This is a genomic window from Actinoplanes sp. NPDC049598 (genome assembly GCF_040675435.1).
Classification (GTDB): Bacteria; Actinomycetota; Actinomycetes; order Mycobacteriales; family Micromonosporaceae; genus Actinoplanes.
Genome location: NZ_JBFAOX010000019.1, coordinates 1 through 22,953, shown reverse-complemented (window position 1 = coordinate 22,953; position 22,953 = coordinate 1). Strand labels below are relative to the sequence as shown.

Below are 22,953 nucleotides of genomic sequence, written 5' to 3'. Positions count from 1 at the left end.
TCCCGCGCCCGGCTCCTAGCGTCGGAGCCCGGCGTGGGGGCCCGGGAGCGGGCGCTGTTCAGCGCGGTTCTAGCTCGCTGAGCAGCAGGGCGAGGGCGTCGGCGGCCGGGCTGCCCGGTTCGGCGTGGTACATCACCAGCTGCAGGCCGTCGCTGCCGATGACGGCCAGCTTCTCGCGGCGCAGCCGCATCTCGCCGACCCGCGGGTGGTGGATGACGCCGGTGTCGCTGCCGCCGCGGTGGATGTCGTGCCGGGCCCACAGCTTGCGGAACTGCTCGCTCTTGAGCGACAGCTCACCGATGAGCGACTGCAGGCGCGGGTCGTCGGTGTCGGCGCCCATCTCGGCCCGCAGCTGGGCGACCACGTTGCCCACGTTCTCGTCCAGGTCGGGGTGGTAGGCCCGGGCTGCCGGGTCGGTGAAGAGCACGACCAGCCGGTTGACGCCGGGCCGCATCAGCGGCGACAGCTCGGCCGCCAGCGGGTTGGCGGCCAGCACGTCGCGGTAGCGGTTGACCACGAAGGCCGGCACGTTCAGCGTGCCCAGCAGCATCTCCAGCCCGGCGGGGACGCTTTCGGCCGGGCGCTTGGCCGGGCGGCGGCCTTTCGGCCGGGCCAGTTCCGAGAGGTACGAGGTGCCTTCCGCGTCGAGCCGGAGCACACGGGCCAGCGCCTCCACGACCTGGCGGGACGGCGTCCGGTCACGGCCCTGCTCGAGCCGCAGGTAGTACTCGGCGCTGATGCCGGCCAGCATCGCGACCTCCTCGCGGCGCAGCCCCGGCACCCGGCGCAGCCCACCGCCCGGCAGGCCCACCTCGGCCGGGGTGACCAGCTCCCGGCGGGCCCGCAGGAAATCACCCAGCGCGTTGCTCATGATCCCACCGTAGGCGGCCCGCCCCGGCCGTGCCTGTCCCCGCTGCTACCAGGAACAACTCTGTCTGCCAGGCCGGCCGCGGATGCCGCACAGTCGAGGCATGACAACGAAAACGTGGTTCATCACCGGGGTCAACAGCGGTTTCGGCCGGCGGATGACCGAGCAGCTGCTCTCCCGCGGCGACCGGGTCGCCGGCACGGTCCGCCGGGACGGCTCGGTCGACGACCTCAAGGACAAGTACGGCGAGCAGTTCTGGGTGGCCAACCTGGATGTGACCGACCTGCCGAACGTACGGGCCGTCGTCGACCGCGCGTTCGCCGAGCTGGGCCGGATCGACGTGGTGGTCAACAACGCCGGGTACGGGCTGTTCGGCGCGGCCGAGGAACTGACCGACGAGCAGGTCGTCGCCCAGCTCAACACCAACCTGCTGGGCTCGATCGCCGTGGTCCGGGCGGCCCTGCCGCACCTGCGGGCCCAGGGCGGCGGCCGGGTCGTCCAGATCTCGACGTACGGCGGGCAGGCGACCAACCCGGGGGCGTCGCTCTACCACGCCGGCAAGTGGGGCATCGAAGGCTTCATCGAGGGCACGGCCAAGGACGTGGCCCCGTTCGGCATCGAGATGACGATCGTCGAGCCCGGCGGCGCGCGCACCGAGTTCCGCTTCGACAGTCTGCAGCTGGCCACCCCGCTGGCCGCCTACGACGACACCCCGGCCGCCATGGTCCGCGGCGCCAAGGACCGCAGCCGGCCCCCGCTGGGCGACCCGGCCAAGATGGCGGCCCGCATCATCGACAGCGCCGACCAGAGCCCGGCCCCGCTGCGCCTGGTGCTCGGCTCCGACGCGTACCGCTTCGTGACAACCGCCCTGCGCGAGCGGCTCGCCCAGATCGAGCCGCAGGAGGCCCTGGCCGCCTCCACCGACGCGGAGTGAGGCCCAGCCTCCACCGATCGGCGGAGGTGAGCATCAACCGATCGATCATCGAGCGGTTGATCCGCGCCCGTCGATCGGTGACGAGGCTGGCGGTATGACTTTCACTGCCGTGCTCATGGCGGCGGCCCTGGCGATCGGCGGCGCGCCCGGCCCCGCCGGCACCGGGAGCGCCCTGACCGTCCGGACCGACGCCGGCCTGGTCCGGGGCGTCGCCCACGAGGGCTACCGCACCTTCCAGGGCGTACCGTACGCGGCCCCGCCGACCGGGGATCGGCGATGGCGGGCGCCGCAGCCGGTCACAGCCTGGGCGGGTGTACGGGCGGCCGACGCACCGGGTCCCGACTGCGCGCAGAACGGCGCGTCGTCCGGCGCCTCACCCAGCGACGAGGACTGCCTCTACGTCAACGTGACCACGCCCCGCGACGGCCGCGGACGCCACCCGGTCCTGCTGTGGCTGCACGGCGGCGGCTTCCAGACCGGATCCGGCAGCATGTACGACGCGCACCGGCTCGCCCGGCGGGGCGTCGTCGTGGTGACCGTCAACTACCGGCTCGGCGTCTTCGGCTACCTCGGGCTGCCCGGGCTGGCCGGCTCGGGCACCTTCGGGCTGCAGGACCAGCAGGCCGCGCTGCGCTGGGCCCACCGCAACGCCGCGGCTTTCGGCGGCGACCCCACCAACATCACCCTGGCCGGGCAGTCGGCCGGCGGCATGAGCGTCTGCGCGCAGCTCACCTCGCCGGCCGCGGCCGGGTTGTTCCAGCGGGCGGTCATCCAGTCCGGGTCGTGTCTCACCGACTGGCCGGACGAGCTGTTCCTGCCCGGCGTCGGGGCCGGCTCCCAGTGGTCGCCGCTCGACGCCGTACAGAGGCAGGGCACCGAGCTCGCGGCGACGCTCGGCTGCCGGGGTGACAGGCTGGCGTGCCTGCGGGCGCAGCCGCCGGAGACCTTGCTCAGCCACACCCAGGGCATCGGGGTGCAGGCGTTCGTCACGCCGGCCTACGGGACGCCGCTGCTGCCTTGGGCGCCGGCCGACGCCCTGCGCGCCGGGGCTTTCCACCACATGCCGGTGCTGTCCGGTCACACCCGCGACGAGCACCGCGGCTTCGTCGCCTCGGTCGACCTGGTCACCCCGGTCACGGCCGAGCGGTACGCCGCGATCCTGCACGCGGCCTTCGGCGAGCAAGCGGCTCGGGTGCGGGCCGCCTACCCCGTGGATGCGTACCCCTCACCCGGTCTGGCCTGGGCCGCCGTGGCCACCGACCGGATCTGGGCCTGCCCCACGCTGGCCGGCGACCGGCTCCTGGCCCGGCGGAACCCCACCTACGCGTACGAGTTCGCCGAGCGCGACGGCCCGGCGCCGGCCGTGCCGTACGCGTGGGGCGCCTTCCACGGCTCCGAGCTGCCGTACCTGTTCGACGTCGGCTATCTGGCCGGCAAGCCGCAGACGGCGCTGGCCGACCGAATGGTCGACGCCTGGGCCCGCTTCGCCGCCACCGGCCGGGCCGGCTGGCCCGGCGCGCCCTACGTCCAGGCCTTCGCCGCCGGAGCGGTCGGCCCGGTCGACGCGGCGGCCGAGCACCATTGCGGGCTCTGGTCCCGCATCGGATGAGCCGCGGAAGGGTTGTTCCTGGCCGGCGCGGGCACACGCACGGCATGGAGATCTTGCTGACCGGGGCGTCCGGGGCCATCGGCACGATGCTGCGGGCGCGCCTGAGTGGGTTGCGGGCCACGGACGTACAGCCGGGCGAAGGCATCGCCGAGCTGGACGTGACCGACCTGGACGCGGTGCGGGAGGCGTGCCGTGGGGTGGACGCGGTGGTGCATCTCGGTGGCATCGCGAGCGAGGGGCCGTTCGAGGACGTGCTGGCGGTGAACGTGCGCGGCACCGAGCGGGTGCTGCAGGCGGCCCACGAGACGGGCGTGGGGCGGGTGATCCTGGCGTCGAGCAATCACGCGGTGGGGCTTCAGCCGTACACCGAGGACCTGCCGGACGACGTGGCGCCGCGGCCCGACTCCTACTACGGCTGGAGCAAGGCGGCGATGGAGTCGCTCGGGCGGCTCTACCACGACCGGTACGGGATGGACGTGATCTGCCTGCGCATCGGCTCCTGCAAGGAGAAACCGGAACACCACCGCGACCTGTCGTCGTGGCTGTCCCCCGACGACGTCGCCCGGCTGGTCGAGGCCGCGCTGACCGCCACCGGCTTCCACGTCGTCTGGGGCGTCTCGGCCAACACCCGCCGCTGGTGGTCGGCGGCGGGCGGCCGCGCCATCGGCTACACGCCGGTCGACGACGCCGAGGCCTGGGCCGGCACGGTCGGCGACCCGGCCCCGGAGGACGATCTCGTCGGCGGGCCCATGGCCACCGGGCCGCTCGGCGCGCCGGGGCACAGCTCGGCCCAGCCCAGCGCGTCCGACCAGCCGTCGTGACCCGCGTCGCCCCGCTCCAGGGCTCAGCGTCGACCGCTCACCGTTGGTAGCGCTCGGCGAGAACCGCTTCGAGCTCGTGAACGTCCTTCTTGTGCCCGCCGCAACCGGCCATCGTCAGAACGGCCAGCGTGGCCACTCCCCACCGTGCCCGCACCACAGCTCCCCCGCCGCCGATTGAGCAGCAGATGTCAGCCGCCGTCAGTGAGGGCTTGCTGCCGGGCGGCGCGGACCTGCGCTCGGCGGTGCATGGCGTCGGCTTCGGCGGCGTGGGCGCGGTTCCGCCGGGCGGCAGCGCCGGCTTCGGCCGCGACCCGGCGGGCCTCGGCCCGGCCGGCCCCGGTGGCGGCGCGGGCCCCGGCGATCTGCTCGTGCCAGCTTTCGTCGCGCTCGCGCTGCCGGTCGGCTTGGAGCCGGTGGGCAGTCGCCATCGCGGCCCGCCGGGCGGTCCAGGGACCGGCCATGATCTCGCCTCCGTCGGTCCACCGCCACGTCCGCAGCCGCTCATGGACGTGCCACAGAAGACGCTCGGGCGGCTCCTTCGCGGACCAGATCTCGTGCCCCTCGTTGTCCGGCCGCTGGTCGAGCGCGTGCACGACGTCACGCACACACCAGCCCGCCCGGAAGTGGTCATCGACGATCGCCCCGAGCACACCGCGATCGAGCGGGCGCAGCACGGGAACGTGCTGCAGCAGACATTCCACCGCGGCCTCGGTCTCCTCCGACCCCTGCGGCGCCCGGCCCGGGTCGAACGCGTAGCCCGGGCCGCCGCAACGCCCGCAGGCCAGGACCGAGCTCCGGTCGGTCACACCCTGGCACTGCCCGCACGGCCGCCTTGCGACGAGCTCCGGCCGGCTCGCCCCTTCCGAACCCCGCCGATGCGTCTCACCCATCGACCACTCCCGCATCCAGACCTTCGTCAGGCGCCACCCACCGATCGGACACTCCGGGCTCCGCCGTCACCACCCACTGGCGGGCCTCCCTCATTCGGACACCCCGAGCGCAAGCGCCGCCGGCACGATCGGGTCGGCGCCTGCTTTCTCGATCACGCACCCGATCGCCACCGCCCCACCCCCGGCGGAGCAAGCCATAGATGATCTTGGAGGAGGGAGGCCGGAAAGGTGAAAGGACCGCTCGGCACTCCCCCGAACGGGTGATCAACACCGGCGGGGCGGGAGGTGAGCCGGGCCGCCAGCGGCGGGGCTCGTCGGCCCATCCTCATGGAGATCCGCGCTGGGGCGTCCGAAGGCGTTGTGCGTGGCGTCCTTGACCGCCGCGCAGTCGGTCTCTCGGGCTGGGGTTTGACCGGTTGCGGGGGTGTGCTCGACAGTGAGGTCGTGAGACGGGCCATGGCGGCGTTGACGGTCGCTGCCTTCGTGACGCTGCTCGTCGATGTGCTGGGTGGGCATCGGGCGGGGTTCGCGCTCGTGCCGGGGGCGGTTTTCGTGCTGGTGGCGACGATCGGTGCCGGGTGGGTGGCGGGGCGGGGGCGCCTCGCGTATGCGTACGTCACGCTGCTTTTGATCTGTGGTTTTGTGGTTTTTGTGGCCTCGGCGGCGTCGGTGGGGGCGACGCTCATGCTCGTCGTGCTGGTCATTCAGGCGACGCTGCTGCTGCCGGTGGCGGCGGTTGTGGTGGTGGTCGCGTTGCTGCCGTTGTTCCACGTGGGCATGGAGCTGGCGGCCGGGGTGCGGGAAGGGCTCGGGCTGTTCGCGGTCGGCGCGTTCGCGGCGGTGGTCACCCGACTGCTGATGCGTGAGCAGGAGGCTCGGCGGGCGGCGGCGCGGCTGGCCACTCTGGAGGAGCGGAACCGGGTCGCGCGGGACATCCACGACGGGCTCGGGCACGGGCTGACCGTCGTTCAGATACAGATCAAGGCGGCCCGCGCGGTGCTCGGGAAGCAGCCCGAAAAGGCCGACGAGCTGCTCGGCAAGGCGCAGGAGCAGGCCGAGGAGGCGTTGCGGGAGGTCCGCCGGTCGGTGGGTGCGCTGCGGGAGGAGCGGGACGCGCTGGGCGGAAAGCTGACGGAGGCCCTGCGGCGGCTGACGAGCGACGTGGACATCGTCGGCGAGGCCCGGCCCCTGTCTCCGGAGGCCGAGGAGTCGCTGTTCCGTACGGCGCAGGAGGGCCTCACCAACGTGCGCAAGCACGCCCACGCGACGAAAGCCGCCCTGGTTCTCGATTTTTCCCGGCCGGCGGCCGTACGCCTGGAGGTGCGCGACAACGGCAAGGGCGTCGCCGGCGGCGCGACGGGCGGGTTCGGGCTGGTCGGCCTGCGGGAACGGGCGGCCCGGCTCGGTGGCGACCTCACCCTGGAGTCCACGCCCGGGGCCGGCTCGACGCTGCGGATGGAGGTGCCGGGGTGACCCGTGTGCTCATTGTGGACGATCAGGCGCTGTTCCGGGAGGCGCTGGCCGTGCTGCTCGGCGTGGTCGAGGATCTCGAGGTGGTGGGCGAGGCCGGCAACGGCGACGAGGCGCTGGCCCGGGCCGGTGAGGTGCGGCCGGACGTCGTGCTGATGGATCTGCGGATGCCGGTGCTGGACGGCGTCGAGGCGACCCGCCGGATCCGGGCCCGGCATCAGGAGACGCAGGTCATCGCCCTGACCACGTTCGACGACGACGCCGACGTGTTCGCGGCGCTGCGTGCGGGGGCGATCGGCTACCTGCTCAAGGACGTGTCGTCGGAGCGGCTGGTCGAGGCGGTGCGGGCCGCCCACCGGGGCGAGTCGGTGCTGCAGCCGTCGGTCGCGGCCAAGGTCGTGGCCCGGGTCGCGCGGCTGCCCGAGACGTCGCCGCCGGTCGATCCGCTCTCGGAACGGGAGAGGGACGTGCTGCGCCTGCTCGCGCGGGGCCGCAGCAACCGGGAGATCGCGGCCGCCCTCTTCCTGGCCGAGGGCACCGTCAAGAACCACGTCACCAATGTGCTCGGCAAGCTCGGCGTCCGCGACCGCACCCAGGCCGCCTTGCGGGGCCGGGAGCTGGGTCTGCTGAACGAGTGACCCCGGCCATGACCTTCGGCACCTGAGAACATGACCCGCCGGGCGCGAGCATCATCGGCATGACTTCGACGAAAGCCCGTTTCGCTCTTCACTACTTCGAGATGGTCGTCGCGATGGTCGCCGGCATGATCGCCCTCGGTCCGGCCTGGGCGGCGGCCGTACCCTCGCTGGAGGACCACCCGGCCGCCGCGGCGATGGTGATGGCCACGAACATGTCGATCGGCATGGCCGCCTGGATGCTGGTGCGCAAGCACTCGTGGGGGCACATCGCCGGGATGTGCGCCGCGATGTTCGTGCCGTTCGTGGCGCTGCTGATTCCGTACGGCCTGGGTCTGATCAGTGGTGGCACCTTGATGATGGCCGGGCACATCCTCATGTTCCCGGCCATGCTCATCGCGATGCTCAGGCGACAGGGCGCCCGGCCAGCTCCACGCCCTCGAGCTCGGCCTCGGTGATCGGGCCGCCGGGGACCGGGGTGGCCGCCACGTCGGCCACGTCGAGCGCGGCGGTGTCGAAGGCGACCAGGAACGGCGGCCGGCCCTGGCCGGCCGCGTAGATGCGGCCGATGTACTCGCCGAGCAGGCCCACGCAGACCAGCTGGACGCCGCCGAGCAGCAGCACCGCGATGTAGAGCGACGTCCAGCCCGGGACCACGGAGCCCGCGATCCAGGCGACCAGCGCGATCACCATCAGCAGCACGCAGATGAGGAAGCTGAGCATGCCGAGCCAGGTCGCGATCTTCAGCGGGGCCGCCGAGAAGCTGGTGATGCTGTCCAGCGTCAGCTTGATCATCTTCGACAGCGGGTACTTGGTCTCGCCGGCGACGCGCTCGGCCCGCACGTACGGGACCTCGGCGCTGCTGAAGCCCAGCGACGGCACGATCAGCCGGTAGACCGGGCGCGGCTCCGGCAGCGCGTTCAGCACCTCGACCACGGCCCGGCTGATCAGGCGGAAGTCGCCGGCCTGGTCGGAGATCCACGGCCCGACCAGCTTGCGCATCATCCGGTAGTAGAGGCCGGCGGTCTGCCGCTTGAAGGCGGTGTCCGTGCTGCGGTCGCTGCGCACGCCGTACACGACGTCGACCTTCTCGCGGCGGGCCGCGGCCAGCATCTCGCCGATCACCTCGGGCGGGTCCTGCAGGTCGGCGTCGATGCTCACCACGTAGTCGCCGCGCGAGGCCCGCAGGCCGGCGCGCAGGGCGGTCTGGTGGCCGACGTTGCGGCGCAGGGCGACCACGCGCAGTTGCGGCCAGTCGGCCCGTAGCTGCATCAGGCGCGAGACCGTCGCGTCGCTGCTGCCGTCGTCCACGGCCACGACCTCGTACGAGTCTCCCAGGCCGTCGAGAACAGGGCGCAGCCGAGCCACGAAGTGGTCGACCGCCTCGCGCTCGTTGAACATCGGCGTGACCACCGAGAGGGTCACCGAGGGCTGGCGCATGGGCGAATTCTTCCTGTGGGATGGCGCATCGATGGCGAGCGTCTTTCGCCTTGTCGGGCGGAAGAGTAGCCGGTCAGGTCATCCCTTCGTGTCCCGGGGACGCCTCACGCGGCGTATGCCCGATTGGAGACGACGCGGTCCCAGCCCTTCGTGGCCACCGCGCCGAGATCAAGATGGTTGCTGTACGGGTCGGGAGCGAACCCGATCGCCACGCCCCCCAGCAGGTCGGAGACCGCGTTGTGGCCCGCGCATTGCCCATCGGCTGCGCGTGCTGGCAGCTCTGCATCGTCATCCGCCCGGCCTCGACCACGGCGGCCGCCGTGTCGCCGGCCGCGTAGACGCCGGGCACGCCCGGCACCCGCATGTGCTCGTCGACGAGGAGCCGGCCGGATCGGCGCGCTGACCCCGCGCCCCACCGATCCGTGCGCGGTGAAGGTCGCCATGCAGCGGGCCGAGGCCGCCTACCGCGACGCCCTCGCCGCCGAGAGCCTCGCGGCGATCAGGGCCGAGCTGTACGGCAAGCCGAGCCTCGCCGAAGCGATCCGGGCCGCCTTTTAAGGCCCCCTTATGAAAACTCCGTCTACGGTCCTGCTCGTCGAGATTCCACGAGCTGATCGAGGTACGTCATGTCGCCGCTCACCCCCCTGGTCGGCCAGCATCTGGAGTACGTGCGCCTGGGCGACGCCCTCGTCCTCAGCTTCTCGCGCGGCAGCCAGATCCTGATCGAGACGGCCGCCCTGCTCACCGCGGCCGGGAGCCGGGCCACAGTGGTGCCCGGCGAGGACGATGCGGACGTGCTGGCGCCGCTGCTCGGCGACGTGGTCAGCACCGCCCAGGCCAGCGACGGCGAGCTCAGCCTGACCTTCGGGACGGGCGCGGAGCTGCGCGTCGGCCCCGATCCGGAGGTCGAGTCGTGGGCGTTCACCAACCCGGACGGCCCGCTGATCGTCTGCCTGCCCGGCGGCGAGCTGGCCGTCTGGGCCAACGCGGGCGCCTCAGCGACGCTTATTTGAGAGCACGTGCACGACCAGGAGCAGGATCGCCAGGGACACCCCGATAAGGCCAGGCCCGCGGTACGCCTCCACGGCGGCGGCCAGCACCTCGGGCGCCGGCCGGGCGCCGGCCGAGACGACCATGGCGCCTCCGCCCCCTCCGGTCCGGGCGAACGTCTGCCACCAGCCGTAGACGGTCCAGGCCACGAAGGCGCCGGCCACCACCAGCCACAGTCCCCACGGCCGGCGCCCCAGCCGCAGTGCCGCCCCGGCCACCAGCAGCGAGACGAGCGACAGCACGAGCAGAACGCGGCTGGTCTGCTGATATTCGGCCTGCACGGCGAAAAGCTCGCGGTACGTGGCGGCCCCGGTCATCCGCTCCACCGCCCGCCCATGCGCCACCGCCCGGGTCACGACCGTGACCACGAACGCCGCCGTCGCCGCGAGCCCACCGATGGCCAGCCGACGGTCCATCGCCCGATCCTACGAGCCGGATCGCGACGGATGACCGATCGGCGTCACGTCAATGAGAGCGTGCCCGGATACAGCGCGTCGACGACCCTCAAAGGAAGCACCGACGAGGTGTCCCCGCAGCAGGCGTCGACGGCGACGACGACGATCGCCCCCGAGGTGGTGTTCCGCAGGGCCACGGTGGACCAGCCGGGAACACCGCCCATGTGCCCGCTCCAGGCGCCGAGTTTCTGCAGGCCCAGCCCGTACTCGCCGAGATGCTCCAGCCGGACGGACTTGGCCCGGGCCGTCCGGAGCGACTCCGGCAGGGTGGCCGAACCGAAGCCCGTCGCCGCCCAGCGGGCCAGGTCCCCGACGGTCGAGCTCATGATCCCGGCGGCGCCGCCCCAGGATGCGGTCCAGTCCGACACGTCGGTGCCCGCCCGGAAGGTCCCGCCCGCCACCGTCAGCTCGCCGACGCCGCCGGCCATCACGTAGCCGTGGGAAGCGGGCGCCGCCAGCCTCGTGTCGCCGGCCGGCGGGTACGCCGTGCGGTTGAGCGCCAACGGCTTGAGCAGGCGGGCCGAGACGAGGTCGGGCAGGGACATGCCGGTGACCTTCTCCAGGATCTCGCCGAGCACGATGTAGTTGGTGTTGCTGTAGGACGCCGGCGTCGCCCCGGCCGGGCCGACCGGCCCGTCCGCCAGGGCGTCCTTGATCAGCTCGTCCGCGGTCCACGCCTTCGACGTCAGAGCCGGCTCGGAGGCGATGCGCCCCGTGACGGCGGCCGCGTAGTCGGGCAGCCCGCTGCGCATCGACAGCAGCTGCTCGACGGTCCGCGAGCCGACCTCCGGGTACCGGGTGGCCAGCTCGGGAACGTACTGCCCCACCGTCCCGTCGAGGGTGAGCCTGCCCTCCGCGACCAGCTGGAGCACCAGGGTGGCGACGAAGGTCTTGGTGATGCTGCCGATCCGTACGGTGTCGGCCGCCGAAGCCGCCTCCGACTTGCCGAAAACGCCGGTGTAGAAGCCCTTCGCCGGATCCCACACGCCGACCAGGACCGCCGGCGCCTCGGTGGCGTTCGCCGCCTGGAGCGCCGACACCGTCTTCTCGACGGCGGCGGCCGCCTCGGCGCTCATGGGCTTGTCCGGCAGGCTCACCGTGACGGGCGGGGAGGCGTTGTGGGCCGGGGCGTCGGACTTGTCGCAGGCCGACACCACCGGGATCGCCAGGACGATCGCCGCCGTGCCCGCCAGCCATCGGCTGCGCATGTAGGTTGCCCTCCCCGCTCCGGCTCCCCGGGAGTGAGGCCCATTCAGGCACCACATCGGATCGGAGCCAGATCACCAACCTAGAAGATGCCCAGCCCTCGCGACAGTGGCGCCGAGATCTGCCGGCGTGATCGGGCTCATCGCGGTGGAGCCGGGACTCGCCGATGATGAGCCGGCGAGCGCGACGAGGCGTACGGGCAGGGGGTTTGAAGGTGGACGAGCAGGCCGAGCTGACTGAGGCCGCGTTCATGCACGATTACGAGACGCGCATGCCGGAAGCGGCGCGGGCGAGGCTGGGCGTGGCCGCCGCACGGATCGGGGGTGGGGTGGCGCTGGCCATGCCGAACGATCCGACGTCGTACTGGAGCAAGGCGCTCGGGTTCGGGGTGACCGAGCCGTTCACCCTGGCCGTCCTGGACGAGGTGCTCGACTTCTACCGCGGCCACGGGGTGCGGCAGGCGACGCTCCAGCTGGTGCCCTCGGTGCTGCCGGACGGCTTCGCGGGGCGCGGGCTGGAGAAGGGCAGCACCTGGATCAAACTGGGCGGCGACCCGGCCGCGGTCGTCGCCGGGCCGACTGATCTGCGTGTCGCGCCCGTCGAGGAGAAGCACGCCGAGGCGTGGGCCGACGTCGTGCTGGAGACGTTCGGCATGCCGAGCGGCGATCTGACGGCGATGCTGGCCTCGACCGCCGGGCGGCCGGAGTGGCGGCCCTTCGCGGCCTGGGCGGGTGACGAGATCGTCGCCGGGGCCAATCTCTACCTGTACGGCGACGGGGCCGGCCTGAACGCCGCGGGCACCCGGCCGAGTCACCGGGGCCGGGGCGCCCAGTCGGCGCTCATCGGCGCCCGGGCCCGGGCGGCGGCCGAGGCCGGCTGCCGGCGCCTGTTCGCCGAGACGTGGCAGGGCGAGGGCAACCAGTCGCTGTCCAACATGCTCAGGTCCGGTTTGGCGCCTCTGTACGAGCGGGAGAACTGGACAGCGCGTTTCTGAGCTGGTTGCGGTTGCTGATGCCCAGCTTCGGGAAGACCTTGTACAGGTGGGTCGCGATCGTGCGGTGCGACAGGTAGAGCTGGTCGGCGATCTCCTTGTTGGTCAGCCCGTCCGCGGCCAGCTCGATGATGCGCATCTCCTGCGCGGTCAGCTGGGCGTAGGACGGACCGGCCGGGCGGGGTGCGGCCGGGGCGACGCCGGCCGCGCGCAGCTCGGCCGAGGCCCGTTCGGCCCACGGCATCGCCCCGGCGCCCTCGAAGACCCGCAGGGCCGCGCCGAGCTGCTCGCGGGCGTCCACGATGCGCCGGCGGCGGCGCAGCCACTCGCCGTAGGCCAGGCGGGTCCGGGCCGACTCCAGCGCGCCCGCGGCCGGGGCCGGGAGGGCCAGCGCGGCCTCGTAGTGCGCCTCGGCCTCCGGCCCGGGCGCGATCTGGGCCCGGGCGCGCAGGAGCAGGTTGTCGAGGTACGGGCTGGCGAACGCGGCCGCCTGCTCGGCGGCCCGGGTCAGCAGCGGCTCGACCGCGGACTCGTGCCCGAGGTGGACCGCGGCCTCGGTCAGGTCGCCGAGCGACCACAGGCCGGTGGTGGCGATGGCCTGGGTGCCCGACAGCAGGTCCCACGCGTCGGAGTACCGGTGCTCGTTGAGCGCGATCAGGCCGGCCGACCAACTCGCCCGGGCCCGCAGGAAGGTGGCGTCGGGCAGGACCTGTTCACCCTGGCGCAGCGCGTCGCGGGCGCGGGCGTTGTCACCACGCCACGCGTACGCCCGGGCCGCCGCGAAGGCCGAGTCGGCCGTGGTGACCCGCAGCCCGAGGTCCTGGCTGAGCCGCAGCGCCATCTCGGCGTCGGCCAGGCCCTCCGTCAGCCGGCCGAGGCCGACTCGGATGACCGCCCGCTCCCGCAGCATCCAGGCCTCGTCGCCGATGGCCCCGGCCCGGTGGAAGTGGTCGACGCCGAGGTCCCACCACCGCAGGGCGGCCGGCAGGTCGTGCACGGCCTGGGCCATCAGCCCGACCCCGATGATGAGCTGGGAACGGCTGGGTGGCCCGGCCGCCATGTAGTCGCGGACGCTGCGGTGCAGGCCCGGCAGCGCGGACCGGGCCTGCGCGGCGTGCTCGGCCGGCTGGAGCAGGACCCGGCCGACCAGGGCGTGCGGCCCGTCCTGACCGGTGGCGGCGTCGTCGATGGCCTGCCGGAGCCGGTCGCGCAGCTCGGCCGGCAACCCCTGGATGGCCTGGGCGGTGGCCGCCGTGGCCAGCACGCGCAGCCGCTGCATCTGGTTGTCCCGGCCGCTCGGGCCGGCCAGCCGGGCCACCAGGTCGAGCAGCTCGCCGGTGCTGTGCCCGGGCACGGCCGCGCTCGCGCCCAGCGCGGCCTCGGTCAAGGCCAGGTGGGCCAGCACGTCGGGGTCGGTGGCCAGCGGCCAGGCCTCGTGCACGAGCAGCGCGCTGTCGGTGACCTCGCCCGCCTGCCGGGCGATCTCGGCGGCGGCCGCGAGCCGGCGGGCCCGGTCGGTCACCGCGGAGGAGAGGGCGGCGGCCCGGCGCAGCGCCGCCACCGCCTCGTTCTGGGCGCTGCGGTCACGGGCCCGGTTCGCGGTCTCCTCGAGCGCGGCGGCGACCTCGTCGTCGTAGTCCGGGGTGGCCGCGGCGGCGTGCCAGGCGGCCCGGTCGGGGTCGGTGGCGGCGGCGGCCAGCAGCCGGTGGGCGGCGGTCCGCTCGGCGAACGACGCCGCGCCGTAGACGGCCGAGCGCACCAGCGGATGGCGCAGCACCACCCGGTCGCCGGGCACGGTGGCCAGCCCGGCCCGCTCGATCGGGGCGAAGTCGTCGAGGGTCAGCCCGGCGCCGGCCGCGGCCGCCATGAGCTGCCGCAGCGACGACTCGGGGGCGGCGGCGATCAGCAGGAGCATCCGCCGGCTGCGCTCGGGCAGCCCGGCCGCCCCGTCCAGGAAGGCCTGCTCCAGCCGCCGGGTCATCGGCAGCCACTGGTCGCCGGTGCGCGCCGCCGAGCTCAGGGCCCGGGGCAGCTCGGTCAGGGCCAGCGGGTTGCCGACGGCCGCGGCCAGGACGCGCTTGCGGGCCGGCCCGTCGAGCTCCGGCAGCAGCCGCTCGGCCTCCTCCTCGGAGAGCGGGCCGAGCGGCAGCTCGGGCAACGAGCCGAACAGCTCCGAGGCGGCCCGCATGGTGACGATCAGCAGCACCCGGGCCTGCGACAGCCGCCGGGCGACGAAGGCGACCGTCTGGGCGCTGGACGCGTCGAGCCACTGCGCGTCCTCGACCACCACGACCGTGGGCTGCTCGGCCGCGTACTCCTCGAGCAGGCCGAGCGCGGCCAGGCCGGTCATCAGCCGGCTCGGGGCCGGACCGTCGTCCTGCCCGAGGGCCACCTCCAGGGCCTGCCGCTGCCGGGGCGGAAGGGCGGCCAGGCGGTCGAGCACGGGGTGGAACAGCTCGTGCAGGCCGGCGAAGCCTGAGGTGGTCTCGCTGGCCACGCCGGTGCAGCGCAGCTCACGGAAGCCCTGCTCGGCGGCGAGCGCCACCACCACGTCGACCAGGGTGCTCTTGCCGATGCCGGCCTCGCCCTCGACCACGACGGCCTGACCGGCCGGGCCGACGGCGGCGAGCAGCTCCCGGAAGTGGGCCAGCTCCCGCTCGCGCCCGATCAGGGAGGGGGTTCGAGCCGGCACGGAACCGAGCTTAGCGGCGGCGGGGGCAACCGCCCTTGCCCCTGTGACCCTGGAAACGCCCATCCCGTGACGCAAGCCACCGCGCCCTGTCACCGTTGCCCGAATGAACAGGACGTCCTTCCCGGAAATCGAGGATCTGCCCGCCGCCGCGACCGCCCGCCTCGACACCGAGCAGCTCGCCCGGGCCGCGACGTACGGGACGGAGCAGACGGTGACCGCCGGGACCCGGCTGGCCGAGGTGGGCGAGGCGAACTGCGATCTCGTCTTGTGCGGGACCGCCACCCTCTCCGACGGCTCGTTCACGTACGGCCCGGGTGGTTTCGCCGGTGAGCTCAGCCTGCTCACCGGGCAGATCCGCAACCAGTCGGTCACCGTGGTCGAGCCGGGCACGGTCCGGGTCATCGACCAGGGGTCGTTCCGGCGCCTGATGGCCCAGCAGACCGATCTGGGCGACCTGTTTCTGCGGGCCTTCCTGGCCCGCCGCCGGCTGCTGCGGCTCGGGGCCGAGCAGAACACCCGGATCATCGGCGATCCGCGCTCGGGCGACAGCCTGGCCCTGCGCGTGTTCCTCGACCGCCAGGGGCTGCCGCACCTGTGGCTCGACGAAGCGTCCGGCGAGGCTGGATCCGTACTGCAGGAAGCCGGACTCACGCACGCCGACCTGCCGGTGGCCTTGACGCCGCAAGGCGTCCTGCGGCGGGTGACGCCCGGCGACCTCAGCGAGCACCTCGGGCTGACCTATCGCAGCATCGGCCGCGGAACCGTCGACCTGGCCATCGTCGGCGCCGGACCGGCCGGACTGGCCGCGGCCGTCTACGGCGCCTCCGAGGGGCTCAGCACGCTGCTGCTGGACGGGGTGGCGACCGGCGGGCAGGCCGCGACCAGCGCCCGCATCGAGAACTACCTGGGCTTCCCGTTCGGGCTCAGCGGCCTCGACCTGACCACCCGGGCCGCCGTGCAGGCGCTGAAGTTCGGGGCCGAGATCGCCACGCCGTGCGGGGTGAAGGCGCTGCGGCCGGGCTCGGACAGCCACACGCTGGTGCTCAACGACGGCGCCGAGGTTCGCGCGCGGGCGGTCATCGTGGCCACCGGGGCGGCCTACCGGTCGTTGCCGATCGAGGAGTGGGACGACTTCGTGGGCAACGGGATCTACCACGCCGCGACCGATCTGGAGGCGCAGGGCGTGGCCGGGGAGCCGGTCGCGGTGGTCGGCGGGGCCAACTCGGCCGGGCAGGCGTCGCTGCATCTAGCTCGCTACGCATCGCATGTGACGCTGATCGTGCGGGGCCCGGACCTGTCCGCCAAGATGTCGTCGTACCTGGTCGAGCGGATCCTGGCCGACCCTCGCATCACGGTCCTGGCCAACACCGAGATCCTGGCCGTACGCGGTGACGAGCACCTGGATGCTCTGACGCTCACCGGCCGCGACGAGCCGCTGGAGTGCCGCGGCCTGTTCAGCTTCATCGGCGCCACGGCGGCGACGGAGTGGCTCGAGGGTGTCGAAACCGACAAGTCCGGGTTCATCGTGACCGATGCCCTGTTCGCCACCTCGATCCCTCGAGTGTTCGCGGTGGGCGACGTGCGGCAGGGCTCGCTCAAGCGGGTCGCGGCGGCGGTCGGTGAAGGATCGGCGGCCGTACGGTCGGTGCACGCAAGCCGTCAGTGATTCGACTTATGCCTCCACCCGGCGAGCGCGGCACTGTTGCCTCAGCAAGCCGCGAAGGAGGCCCCCATGACCGAGGCAGTGGTCCAGACGATCGACGTGTCGGTGCAGGCCACCGACTCGCTCACGCTCACGGGGCTCACCGTGCTGCTGGCCGGCCGGCCGGAGCTGCGGATCCTCGACGAGGGCGAGGCCGGCGGCGACGTCCTGGTCTTCGCCGCCGCCCGCCTGGACTCCCGGGTGGCGCCCGCCCTGCGCCGCTCGGCCGCGGCCACCCGCCGGCCGGTCGTGCTGGTGCTCGACGACCTCGACGACTCCGAGCTGCTGCTGGCCGTCGAGTGCCGGGTCCAGGCGGTGCTGCCCCGGGCGGCCGTCACGGCCGAGCGGCTCACCCGGACCGTCGTCGCGGTCGCGGCCGGTGACGGGGTGATGCCGCCGCCGCTGGTCGGCGACCTGCTGGAGCACCTGCGGCAGCTGCAGCGGCAGGTGCTCGACGAGGCCGGGCTGAACGCGTCCGGGCTGACCCCGCGCGAGATCGACGTGATCCGGCTGATGGCCGAGGGTTTGGAGACGACCGAGATCGCGGCCAAGCTGAGCTACTCCGAGCGGACGGTCAAGGGCGTCATCCACGCCATCACCCGGCGTCTGGGGCTGCGCAACCGATCGCACATCATCGCCCACGCCATGCGCTACGGGGTGGTCTGAGAGGGGCCCGGCCGGGCCGGGCCCCGTACCTCCTCAGTTGACCTCGACGTCCTTGAGGTCGATCGAGACGATCAGCGGGTCCGGCACCTTGTGGTTGTTCCCGTCCGTGCTGTAAATCTTCCGGCTGGTCGCGACGACCAGGCCGCCGACCGTGGCGAAGTCCAGGGCGTACTGCGCGCTCGGCGCCCTCCCGGCGATGTCGACGGTGTAGTCGCGGCGCCGGATCAGTCCGTCGCCGTCGACGTAGAGGACCTGGCGCGGCGTGTGGGTGGCGATCGTGTCCGGGTAGGTGACCGCGAGCCGCCGGAACTTCTTGCCGTCCTCGGTCCAGCCGTCGATCTCCTCGGTTCGCACGCCCGGCAGCAGCAGCGAGGCCGGCTCGGTGGTGTACGTCCACATGGCGTACCCGGAGAAGTAGGCGAGCTGCAGCCGCGTCCACGGCGTGGTCAGCTCGTGCCCGGTGAACGAGGCCCGCGGGTCGAGCAGCTCCTCGACCACCTCGCCGTCGGCGGTCTCCACGGCCACCCGCTGCGGGGTGAAGTTCGTGTGGTGCCCGTCGGCGAAGAACGGCTCCTGCCGGGTGTGCTCGCGGTGCAGGTCCACAGTGACCTGGACGTCGTCGAGGGCGCCGGGCCAGCCCTTCAGCGCCCACAGCGCGCCGCCGAAGAACTGGCGGGCGCTGATCTGCTGGGCCTCGGCCCACGCTTGGCGGCCGCCGTACGACTCCAGGATCACTTCAAGCAGGTCGGTCATGGTGGCTCCTTCAGCCGAGGAATTCGTTGACGTCCTTGGCCGCGTCGGCCGGGTACTGGAACAGCGACGCGTGCGCCGCGTCGGGGTAGATGCGCAGCCGCGCGTCCGGGATCAGCCCGGCCATCGTGTGGCTGCCCTTGGTCGGGATCATCAGGTCGTCGTCGCCCTGCAGGATCAGCGTGGGCGCGGCGATGCCGGTCAGCCGTTGCAGCGCCGAGTGGTCCGGGATGCCCCACTCGATGATGGCGTCGTACTGGGCGTCGCGGACGGCGACCGTGGTCGGCTCGTCCCGGTCCTCGGTGCGGGTGAAGATGCGGCCGAGGAACTGCTTACCCAGCGCCTGGCTGGTCTCGGTGTGCGCGAAGAAGATGTAGAGCAGGTCGGCGGCGTCGTTGACCTGCGCTCGCGCATGCTCGGCGATGTCGGCCCGCCAGGCGTGCATGCCGGGCGCGCCCTTGGGCCCGGTGCCGGCCAGCACCAGCTTGCGCACGGCCAGCGGCCGGATCAGCGCGATCTCCTGCGCGACGAACCCGCCGAGCGAGAAGCCGAGCAGGTCGAACCGCTCGAGCCCGAGCGCCTCGGTGAAGGCGATGATGTGCCGGGCGCTCTCGTTGACCGAGTGCGCGGGCGCGCCGGTGGAGGACCCCACCCCGGCGTAGTCGACGAGGATCACCTCGCGCCCGGCGGCCAGCCCGTCGGTCAGCGCCGGATCCCAGTTGTCGAGGTTCCCGCGAAAGTGCTGAAGCAGCACGAGCGGCACCTCACCCCCGTGCCCGAACCGCCGGTAGGCGAACGAGATGCCGCCGGCCTCGGCGAACTGCGTGGGCGCGGTCTGATGCGTGATGTCAGGCATGCCTCCAGTTCAGCCACGCCGGCCCCGCTCCGCCGAGCACCACCGCCAACCCATGCGCGAAAGGGCCACGCCGGTCGCCCCCGAGCACGCCCGACACCGTGCGGGTTCGCCGCCGAGGGCGGGCGCGCGTGCCGCTTCTTACGCCTCCGTGGATTGGCGGTGTGAACTACGAGGAAGCCCTTGCCCACTATCCGGCGGTCGTGGCGGCGGGGGATGTCGCGGCGTTCGTCGCGCCGATCGAGCGGGCCTGCCGGAAGGAGCCGGACGAGGTCGAAGGGCTGCTCTGGGCGGCCTGGGGCGTTGTCGTGAAGCGGGCCGGGGAGGGCGACCGCCCCGGCCGCGAGGGCCTCGAGCTGATGAAACGCTACGACCGCGACATCGCGGCCGCCTCCTAGTCGGCGGCCGGCTCGCGCTGGTCGGTGGCCGGCTGGCGGACCAGGATGTCGCCCAGGTTGGCGATGTCGAGGACCATGCGAACCATGGCGGTGGGCTCGCGCAGCATCAGGGTGACGCCGCGGGCGGCGGCCATGCGCTGGGCGGCGACCAGGACGCCGATGCCGCTGGAGTCGAGGAAGGCGACACCGCTCATGTCGACGTCGACGCGGTCGGTGTTCGGGGTCTCGACCGTGCTGCGCAGCACCTGGCGCAGCACGTCGACGGTCTCGAGGCTGATGTCACCCTCGGGCACGACGGTGATGGTGCTCGCGTCGCGTTCGATCCGGTAATCCAATGACATGTCGACCTCGGTTGATCTCGTCCAGCATGATCGGTGCCCGTTACCCGCGGTACGGGCGGCCAAACTTACCTCTACTCGCCCGGTTTCTTGAACTCGACGCTCTCTTGACCCTCCATGTAATCGGCGAGCGTGTTGTAGACGACCGGGTTGACGATGTTGTGCGGCATCCGGTCGGTGTGGTTGGCCCAGTCCGGGTTGACCATGTAGCCGGCCACGACCAGGTTGCGCGAGCCGACGACCAGCGATGCCGTCTTGTCACTGTCGGTGGTGCCGGTCTTGCCGAAGATCGGGTGCTTGATCGTGCGGTACGCGTTCATCTCCGTACCGCCGGCGCAGCTGCCCAGCTGGGCGTGGTCGCCGACCGGGCACCGGGCCGCGTCCAGGGCCTTACGGGCCACGTCGGGCGTGGTGGCCCGCTTGCAGGACGGCTGGCCGGTCTTCAGCTTCTTGCCGCTCGCCGTGGTGATCTGCTTGATCGGCGTCGGTGTGCAGTACATGCCGTCGCCGGCCAGCGTGGCGTACGCGTTCGCGATGTCCAGCGGCGTCGACGAGGTCACACCGAGGGTGAACGCGCCGAACTGGTGCGCCGCCTCATTGGTGGCGATCAGGTCGCGGTCGCCCTTGGCGCGGTACTGCATGCCGAACCGCTTCGAGACGTCGACCACCTTCTCCGCGCCGACCTGCTCCTGCAGCGGCACGAAGTACGTGTTGACCGACTTGCCGAAGCCGGTCCACATGTTGAACGTGCCCTTCTCGTTCTTGGACGCGTTCTGCGGGCAGTAGATGCTCGTGTTCGGGCAGGCCGCCGGCGAGTTGAACGCGACCGGGTAGCCCGACTTGTAGAAGTAGTCCGAGGTGATCGAGTGGCTGAGCTCGAGACCGTTCTCCAGGGCGGCCACCATGGTGAACATCTTGAACACCGAGCCGGCCTGGTAGCCGTTGATGTCCCCGCCACCGGTGATGATCGGGTTCGTCGTGTTCGGGTACGTCGCCTTCACCCCGGCCTTGCGGGCCTGCGGGTTCGAGCTCAGCGGGTTGGAGCCGTTGTCCAGCTTGAACGTGCGGTTGGCGGCCAGCGCCTTGACCTCGCCCGTGCCCGGCTCGACCCCGGCGATCAGGACGGCGTTCTTGTTCTTGTCCTTGATCTTCTTGCTGATCTCGGCCCGGGCCGCGGTCTGCGCCTTCACGTCGAGGGACGTGACGATCCGGTACCCGCCGGTCTTGAGCTGGCGCTCACGCTCGTACGTGTTGGCCCCGAAGTCCTTCTGGTCCAGCCACCAGCGGTAGAAGTAGTCGCAGAAGAAGCCCCAGTTGTTCTTGGCGACGTTGGTGCAGCCGTTGCCGGGGCGGTTGGTCGTGCGGCCGAGCTTGGTCTTCTTGGCCGCGTCGCCCTCGGCCTTGGTGATCTGCCCGAGCGAGACCATGTTGTCGATGATGTAGTTGCGCCGGTCCAGGGCCTGCGGGTAACCGGTCGTGGTGGTCGGGTCGAACGAGGTCGGCGCCTTGACCATGCCGGCCAGCAGCGCGGCCTCGGCGATGGTCAGGTTCTTGGGGGTCTTCTTGAAGTAGACCTGGCTGCCGGCATAGATGCCGTACGCCCCGTTGCCGTACGGCGCGAGGTTGAGGTACCGCTCGAGGATCTGCTTCTTGGTCAGATCCTTCTCGACCTGCAGCGCGTACTTGATCTCGGTGACCTTGCGCTCCGGGCTGTCCTTGGTCGCGTCGATCGCCTCCTGCGGCGTCTTCGCGCCGTAGGCCTGGGCCATCCGCACGTACTGCATGGTCAGCGTCGAGGCGCCCTGCTTGGACCCGCCGTTGTTGTTGTTGACCGCGGCCCGGGCGATGCCCTTGAGGTCGACGCCGTTGTGCTCGTAGAACTTGTGGTCCTCGGCGGCCACGATGGCGTCCTGCATGTGCTGGGAGATCTGGCTGATCGGCACATCGCTGCGGAACTCGTCGTAGAGCACGGCGATCTGCGTCTTGCCGTCGTTGGCGAAGACCCGGGTCACCTGCGGCGCCGACTGCTCCTTGAGCGTGCTCGGCAGCGCGGCGAACTCCTGCGCCCCGGCCTTGGCGACCAGCCCGCCCAGCGCGAAGGCCGGGAACGAGGCGGCCGAAACCACCACCCCGGTCAGAAGCCCGCACAGGAGCAGCAACACGGCCTTGGTGGGCCACTTACGGTCTTTCGTCCGGTTACCGACAGACACGGAGCTCCAGACCACCTTCCTCGACGGGGACCGCGCGAACACGCCGGCACAGGGAACCACCCCCGCGCAACACGGCCGGACCAGCCTACGTGATCTTGTTGAACGCCACCCGGGAGCGGTGACCGCCCTTGGACGCCCCACCCCACGACAAGCTCACGACCGCCCGAACCCAGCACCAACGCGCCACGGCCGCCCCGAGAGTAGCCGCCCCACCGCCCGATTCGCGAACCTCGGTCCCCCGCTCACTCTCCGGCAGCAGGCCCTCACACCTCAGGCCCTTCCCGACCCCGGCCAGCCGGGCCGGCGACCCGGCGAGGGCAGTCAGGGGCGCGGAAGCAGGTGGCCGCGTCACGGGGCGGGTGGTTGGATGGAGCGGTGCCATCGGGTCTCACGTGGTTTGCCGATCAGGCGGCGGACGGCGTCGTCGAAGGGTCGTTTCGTGCCGTTTGTTCCGGGCGTCGTGTGCCTGGTGCGATGTGGCTGCCGCCGGAGGCGTCCGCCGCGGTGCCGCTCGTGCTGATCGGTCACGGCGGGAGCGGCCACAAGCGCAGCGCCCGGGTTGTCGAGCACGCCCGCTGGTTCGCCGGTCAAGGCGGATGCGCCGTGGTCGCGATCGACGGTCCCTACCACGGCGAGCGGGTGCCGGCCCCCGTGCCGGCCGAGCGATATCAGGCCCGGATCGCCGAGCTCGGGGTCGAGGTGGCCCTCGACCGCATGACCGACGACTGGAAGGCCGCCCTTGATGCGGTCGCCACCTGCGGCCGGGTCGACGTCGGCCGGCTCGGCTATCTCGGGATGTCGATGGGAGCGCGTTTCGGTCTCGCCCTGGCGGCCCAGCTGAACGATCAGTTTCGCGCGGTGGTTCTGGGAAAGTTCGGCCTGCAGCAGTGCGCTGCCATGCCGGCCGGCATGGCAGCGCCCGCCCCCGGGGCCCCGGCGGCGGGGCACAAACCCCAACCGAAGGTCCGGATGAAA

23 protein-coding genes and 1 pseudogene are annotated in these 22,953 nt (G+C 72.4%); 13 read left to right on the top strand and 11 right to left on the bottom strand.

Features of this window, described 5'->3' with window-relative positions; translation table 11 throughout:
• Positions 1-58 precede the first annotated feature (58 nt).
• Complete coding sequence (locus tag AB0J66_RS34405) at positions 59-871, bottom strand: helix-turn-helix transcriptional regulator (RefSeq protein ID WP_364669791.1); 813 nt, start codon at positions 869-871, stop codon at positions 59-61.
• 100 nt (positions 872-971) lie between these two features.
• On the opposite strand from AB0J66_RS34405, the gene AB0J66_RS34400 reads away from it, so the two are divergent.
• The 3 genes from AB0J66_RS34400 to AB0J66_RS34390 all read left to right on the top strand — a co-directional run bounded on the left by AB0J66_RS34400 (position 972) and on the right by AB0J66_RS34390 (position 4,232).
• Positions 972-1,802 carry an SDR family oxidoreductase gene (locus AB0J66_RS34400; RefSeq protein ID WP_364669788.1) on the top strand — a complete coding sequence of 277 codons (831 nt, stop codon included), beginning with the start codon at positions 972-974 and terminating at the stop codon, positions 1,800-1,802.
• 94 nt (positions 1,803-1,896) lie between these two features.
• Positions 1,897-3,411: a carboxylesterase family protein gene (locus tag AB0J66_RS34395; protein ID WP_364669785.1), complete on the top strand. Its 1,515-nt coding sequence runs from the start codon at positions 1,897-1,899 to the stop codon at positions 3,409-3,411.
• Between the two features lie 44 nt (positions 3,412-3,455).
• On the top strand, positions 3,456-4,232 hold the full coding sequence (locus AB0J66_RS34390) for an NAD(P)-dependent oxidoreductase (protein ID WP_364669783.1): 777 nt from the start codon (positions 3,456-3,458) through the stop codon (positions 4,230-4,232).
• 188 nt (positions 4,233-4,420) lie between these two features.
• Here the strand turns inward: AB0J66_RS34390 and AB0J66_RS34385 are convergent, their stop codons facing one another.
• Positions 4,421-5,038: a hypothetical protein gene (locus AB0J66_RS34385; protein ID WP_364669781.1), complete on the bottom strand. Its 618-nt coding sequence runs from the start codon at positions 5,036-5,038 to the stop codon at positions 4,421-4,423.
• A gap of 528 nt (positions 5,039-5,566) precedes the next feature.
• On the opposite strand from AB0J66_RS34385, the gene AB0J66_RS34380 reads away from it, so the two are divergent.
• From AB0J66_RS34380 to AB0J66_RS34370, 3 genes are read left to right on the top strand one after another with little or no spacing between them, the layout of a single operon-like run.
• Positions 5,567-6,595 (top strand): sensor histidine kinase, encoded by a 1,029-nt coding sequence (locus AB0J66_RS34380; RefSeq protein ID WP_364669779.1) that lies wholly within the window; start codon positions 5,567-5,569, stop codon positions 6,593-6,595.
• Positions 6,592-7,230, top strand: a complete 639-nt coding sequence (locus AB0J66_RS34375) for a response regulator transcription factor (RefSeq protein ID WP_364669776.1) — start codon at positions 6,592-6,594, stop codon at positions 7,228-7,230. The genes AB0J66_RS34380 and AB0J66_RS34375 overlap by 4 nt, the downstream gene beginning before the upstream one ends.
• 59 nt (positions 7,231-7,289) lie before the next feature.
• Positions 7,290-7,685, top strand: coding sequence for a hypothetical protein (locus AB0J66_RS34370; protein WP_364669774.1), 396 nt, complete (start codon positions 7,290-7,292; stop codon positions 7,683-7,685).
• Here the strand turns inward: AB0J66_RS34370 and AB0J66_RS34365 are convergent.
• Together AB0J66_RS34365 and AB0J66_RS34360 are read right to left on the bottom strand one after the other, a co-directional pair.
• A complete protein-coding gene (locus AB0J66_RS34365; protein WP_364669772.1) occupies positions 7,633-8,667 on the bottom strand; it encodes a glycosyltransferase family 2 protein in 1,035 nt (344 codons plus the stop codon). The genes AB0J66_RS34370 and AB0J66_RS34365 overlap by 53 nt on opposite strands.
• A 265-nt stretch (positions 8,668-8,932) precedes the next feature.
• Positions 8,933-9,061 (bottom strand): annotated as a pseudogene (locus tag AB0J66_RS34360) (NAD(P)/FAD-dependent oxidoreductase); the annotation flags it as partial.
• A 35-nt stretch (positions 9,062-9,096) separates the two neighbouring features.
• Between AB0J66_RS34360 and AB0J66_RS34355 the strand changes: the two are divergent.
• Both AB0J66_RS34355 and AB0J66_RS34350 read left to right on the top strand, forming a co-directional pair.
• The gene (locus AB0J66_RS34355) at positions 9,097-9,225 is read left to right on the top strand and encodes a hypothetical protein (protein ID WP_364669769.1); all 129 of its coding nucleotides are present in this window, start codon (positions 9,097-9,099) and stop codon (positions 9,223-9,225) included.
• Positions 9,226-9,293: 68 nt separating this feature from the next.
• Entirely contained in the window at positions 9,294-9,680 is a 387-nt protein-coding gene (locus tag AB0J66_RS34350) for a DUF6188 family protein (protein WP_364669766.1), read from the top strand.
• On the opposite strand, the gene AB0J66_RS34345 is transcribed toward AB0J66_RS34350, so the two are convergent.
• Both AB0J66_RS34345 and AB0J66_RS34340 read right to left on the bottom strand, forming a co-directional pair.
• Complete coding sequence (locus AB0J66_RS34345; protein WP_364669763.1) at positions 9,663-10,133, bottom strand: hypothetical protein; 471 nt, start codon at positions 10,131-10,133, stop codon at positions 9,663-9,665. The two genes, AB0J66_RS34350 and AB0J66_RS34345, sit on opposite strands and share 18 nt — an antisense overlap.
• Positions 10,134-10,177: 44 nt before the next feature.
• Positions 10,178-11,380 carry a serine hydrolase domain-containing protein gene (locus AB0J66_RS34340; RefSeq protein ID WP_364669760.1) on the bottom strand — a complete coding sequence of 401 codons (1,203 nt, stop codon included), beginning with the start codon at positions 11,378-11,380 and terminating at the stop codon, positions 10,178-10,180.
• 212 nt (positions 11,381-11,592) lie between these two features.
• Here AB0J66_RS34340 and AB0J66_RS34335 point away from each other — a divergent pair, with 212 nt between their 5' ends.
• Complete coding sequence (locus AB0J66_RS34335) at positions 11,593-12,372, top strand: GNAT family N-acetyltransferase (RefSeq protein WP_364669757.1); 780 nt, start codon at positions 11,593-11,595, stop codon at positions 12,370-12,372.
• Here the strand turns inward: AB0J66_RS34335 and AB0J66_RS34330 are convergent.
• The gene (locus AB0J66_RS34330) at positions 12,317-15,061 is read right to left on the bottom strand and encodes a LuxR family transcriptional regulator (RefSeq protein WP_364669754.1); all 2,745 of its coding nucleotides are present in this window, start codon (positions 15,059-15,061) and stop codon (positions 12,317-12,319) included. The genes AB0J66_RS34335 and AB0J66_RS34330 overlap by 56 nt on opposite strands.
• Positions 15,062-15,164: 103 nt before the next feature.
• Between AB0J66_RS34330 and AB0J66_RS34325 the strand changes: the two genes are divergently transcribed.
• Both AB0J66_RS34325 and AB0J66_RS34320 read left to right on the top strand, forming a co-directional pair.
• A complete protein-coding gene (locus tag AB0J66_RS34325) occupies positions 15,165-16,727 on the top strand; it encodes an FAD-dependent oxidoreductase (RefSeq protein WP_364669752.1) in 1,563 nt (520 codons plus the stop codon).
• 66 nt (positions 16,728-16,793) lie between these two features.
• Positions 16,794-17,429 carry a LuxR C-terminal-related transcriptional regulator gene (locus AB0J66_RS34320; protein WP_364669749.1) on the top strand — a complete coding sequence of 212 codons (636 nt, stop codon included), beginning with the start codon at positions 16,794-16,796 and terminating at the stop codon, positions 17,427-17,429.
• A 33-nt stretch (positions 17,430-17,462) separates the two neighbouring features.
• On the opposite strand, the gene AB0J66_RS34315 is transcribed toward AB0J66_RS34320, so the two are convergent.
• Together AB0J66_RS34315 and AB0J66_RS34310 are read right to left on the bottom strand one after the other, a co-directional pair.
• On the bottom strand, positions 17,463-18,182 hold the full coding sequence (locus AB0J66_RS34315) for a hypothetical protein (protein WP_364669747.1): 720 nt from the start codon (positions 18,180-18,182) through the stop codon (positions 17,463-17,465).
• Between the two features lie 10 nt (positions 18,183-18,192).
• The gene (locus tag AB0J66_RS34310) at positions 18,193-19,035 is read right to left on the bottom strand and encodes an alpha/beta hydrolase (protein ID WP_364669745.1); all 843 of its coding nucleotides are present in this window, start codon (positions 19,033-19,035) and stop codon (positions 18,193-18,195) included.
• A 161-nt stretch (positions 19,036-19,196) separates the two neighbouring features.
• On the opposite strand from AB0J66_RS34310, the gene AB0J66_RS34305 reads away from it, so the two are divergent.
• Entirely contained in the window at positions 19,197-19,430 is a 234-nt protein-coding gene (locus tag AB0J66_RS34305) for a hypothetical protein (protein ID WP_364669743.1), read from the top strand.
• Here the strand turns inward: AB0J66_RS34305 and AB0J66_RS34300 are convergent.
• Positions 19,427-19,771, bottom strand: a complete 345-nt coding sequence (locus AB0J66_RS34300) for an STAS domain-containing protein (RefSeq protein ID WP_364669741.1) — start codon at positions 19,769-19,771, stop codon at positions 19,427-19,429. The genes AB0J66_RS34305 and AB0J66_RS34300 overlap by 4 nt on opposite strands.
• 71 nt (positions 19,772-19,842) lie before the next feature.
• Entirely contained in the window at positions 19,843-21,978 is a 2,136-nt protein-coding gene (locus AB0J66_RS34295; protein ID WP_364669738.1) for a transglycosylase domain-containing protein, read from the bottom strand.
• A gap of 474 nt (positions 21,979-22,452) precedes the next feature.
• On the opposite strand from AB0J66_RS34295, the gene AB0J66_RS34290 reads away from it, so the two are divergent.
• Positions 22,453-22,953: dienelactone hydrolase family protein (locus tag AB0J66_RS34290; RefSeq protein ID WP_364669736.1), on the top strand; the 501-nt coding region annotated here is incomplete at its 3' end.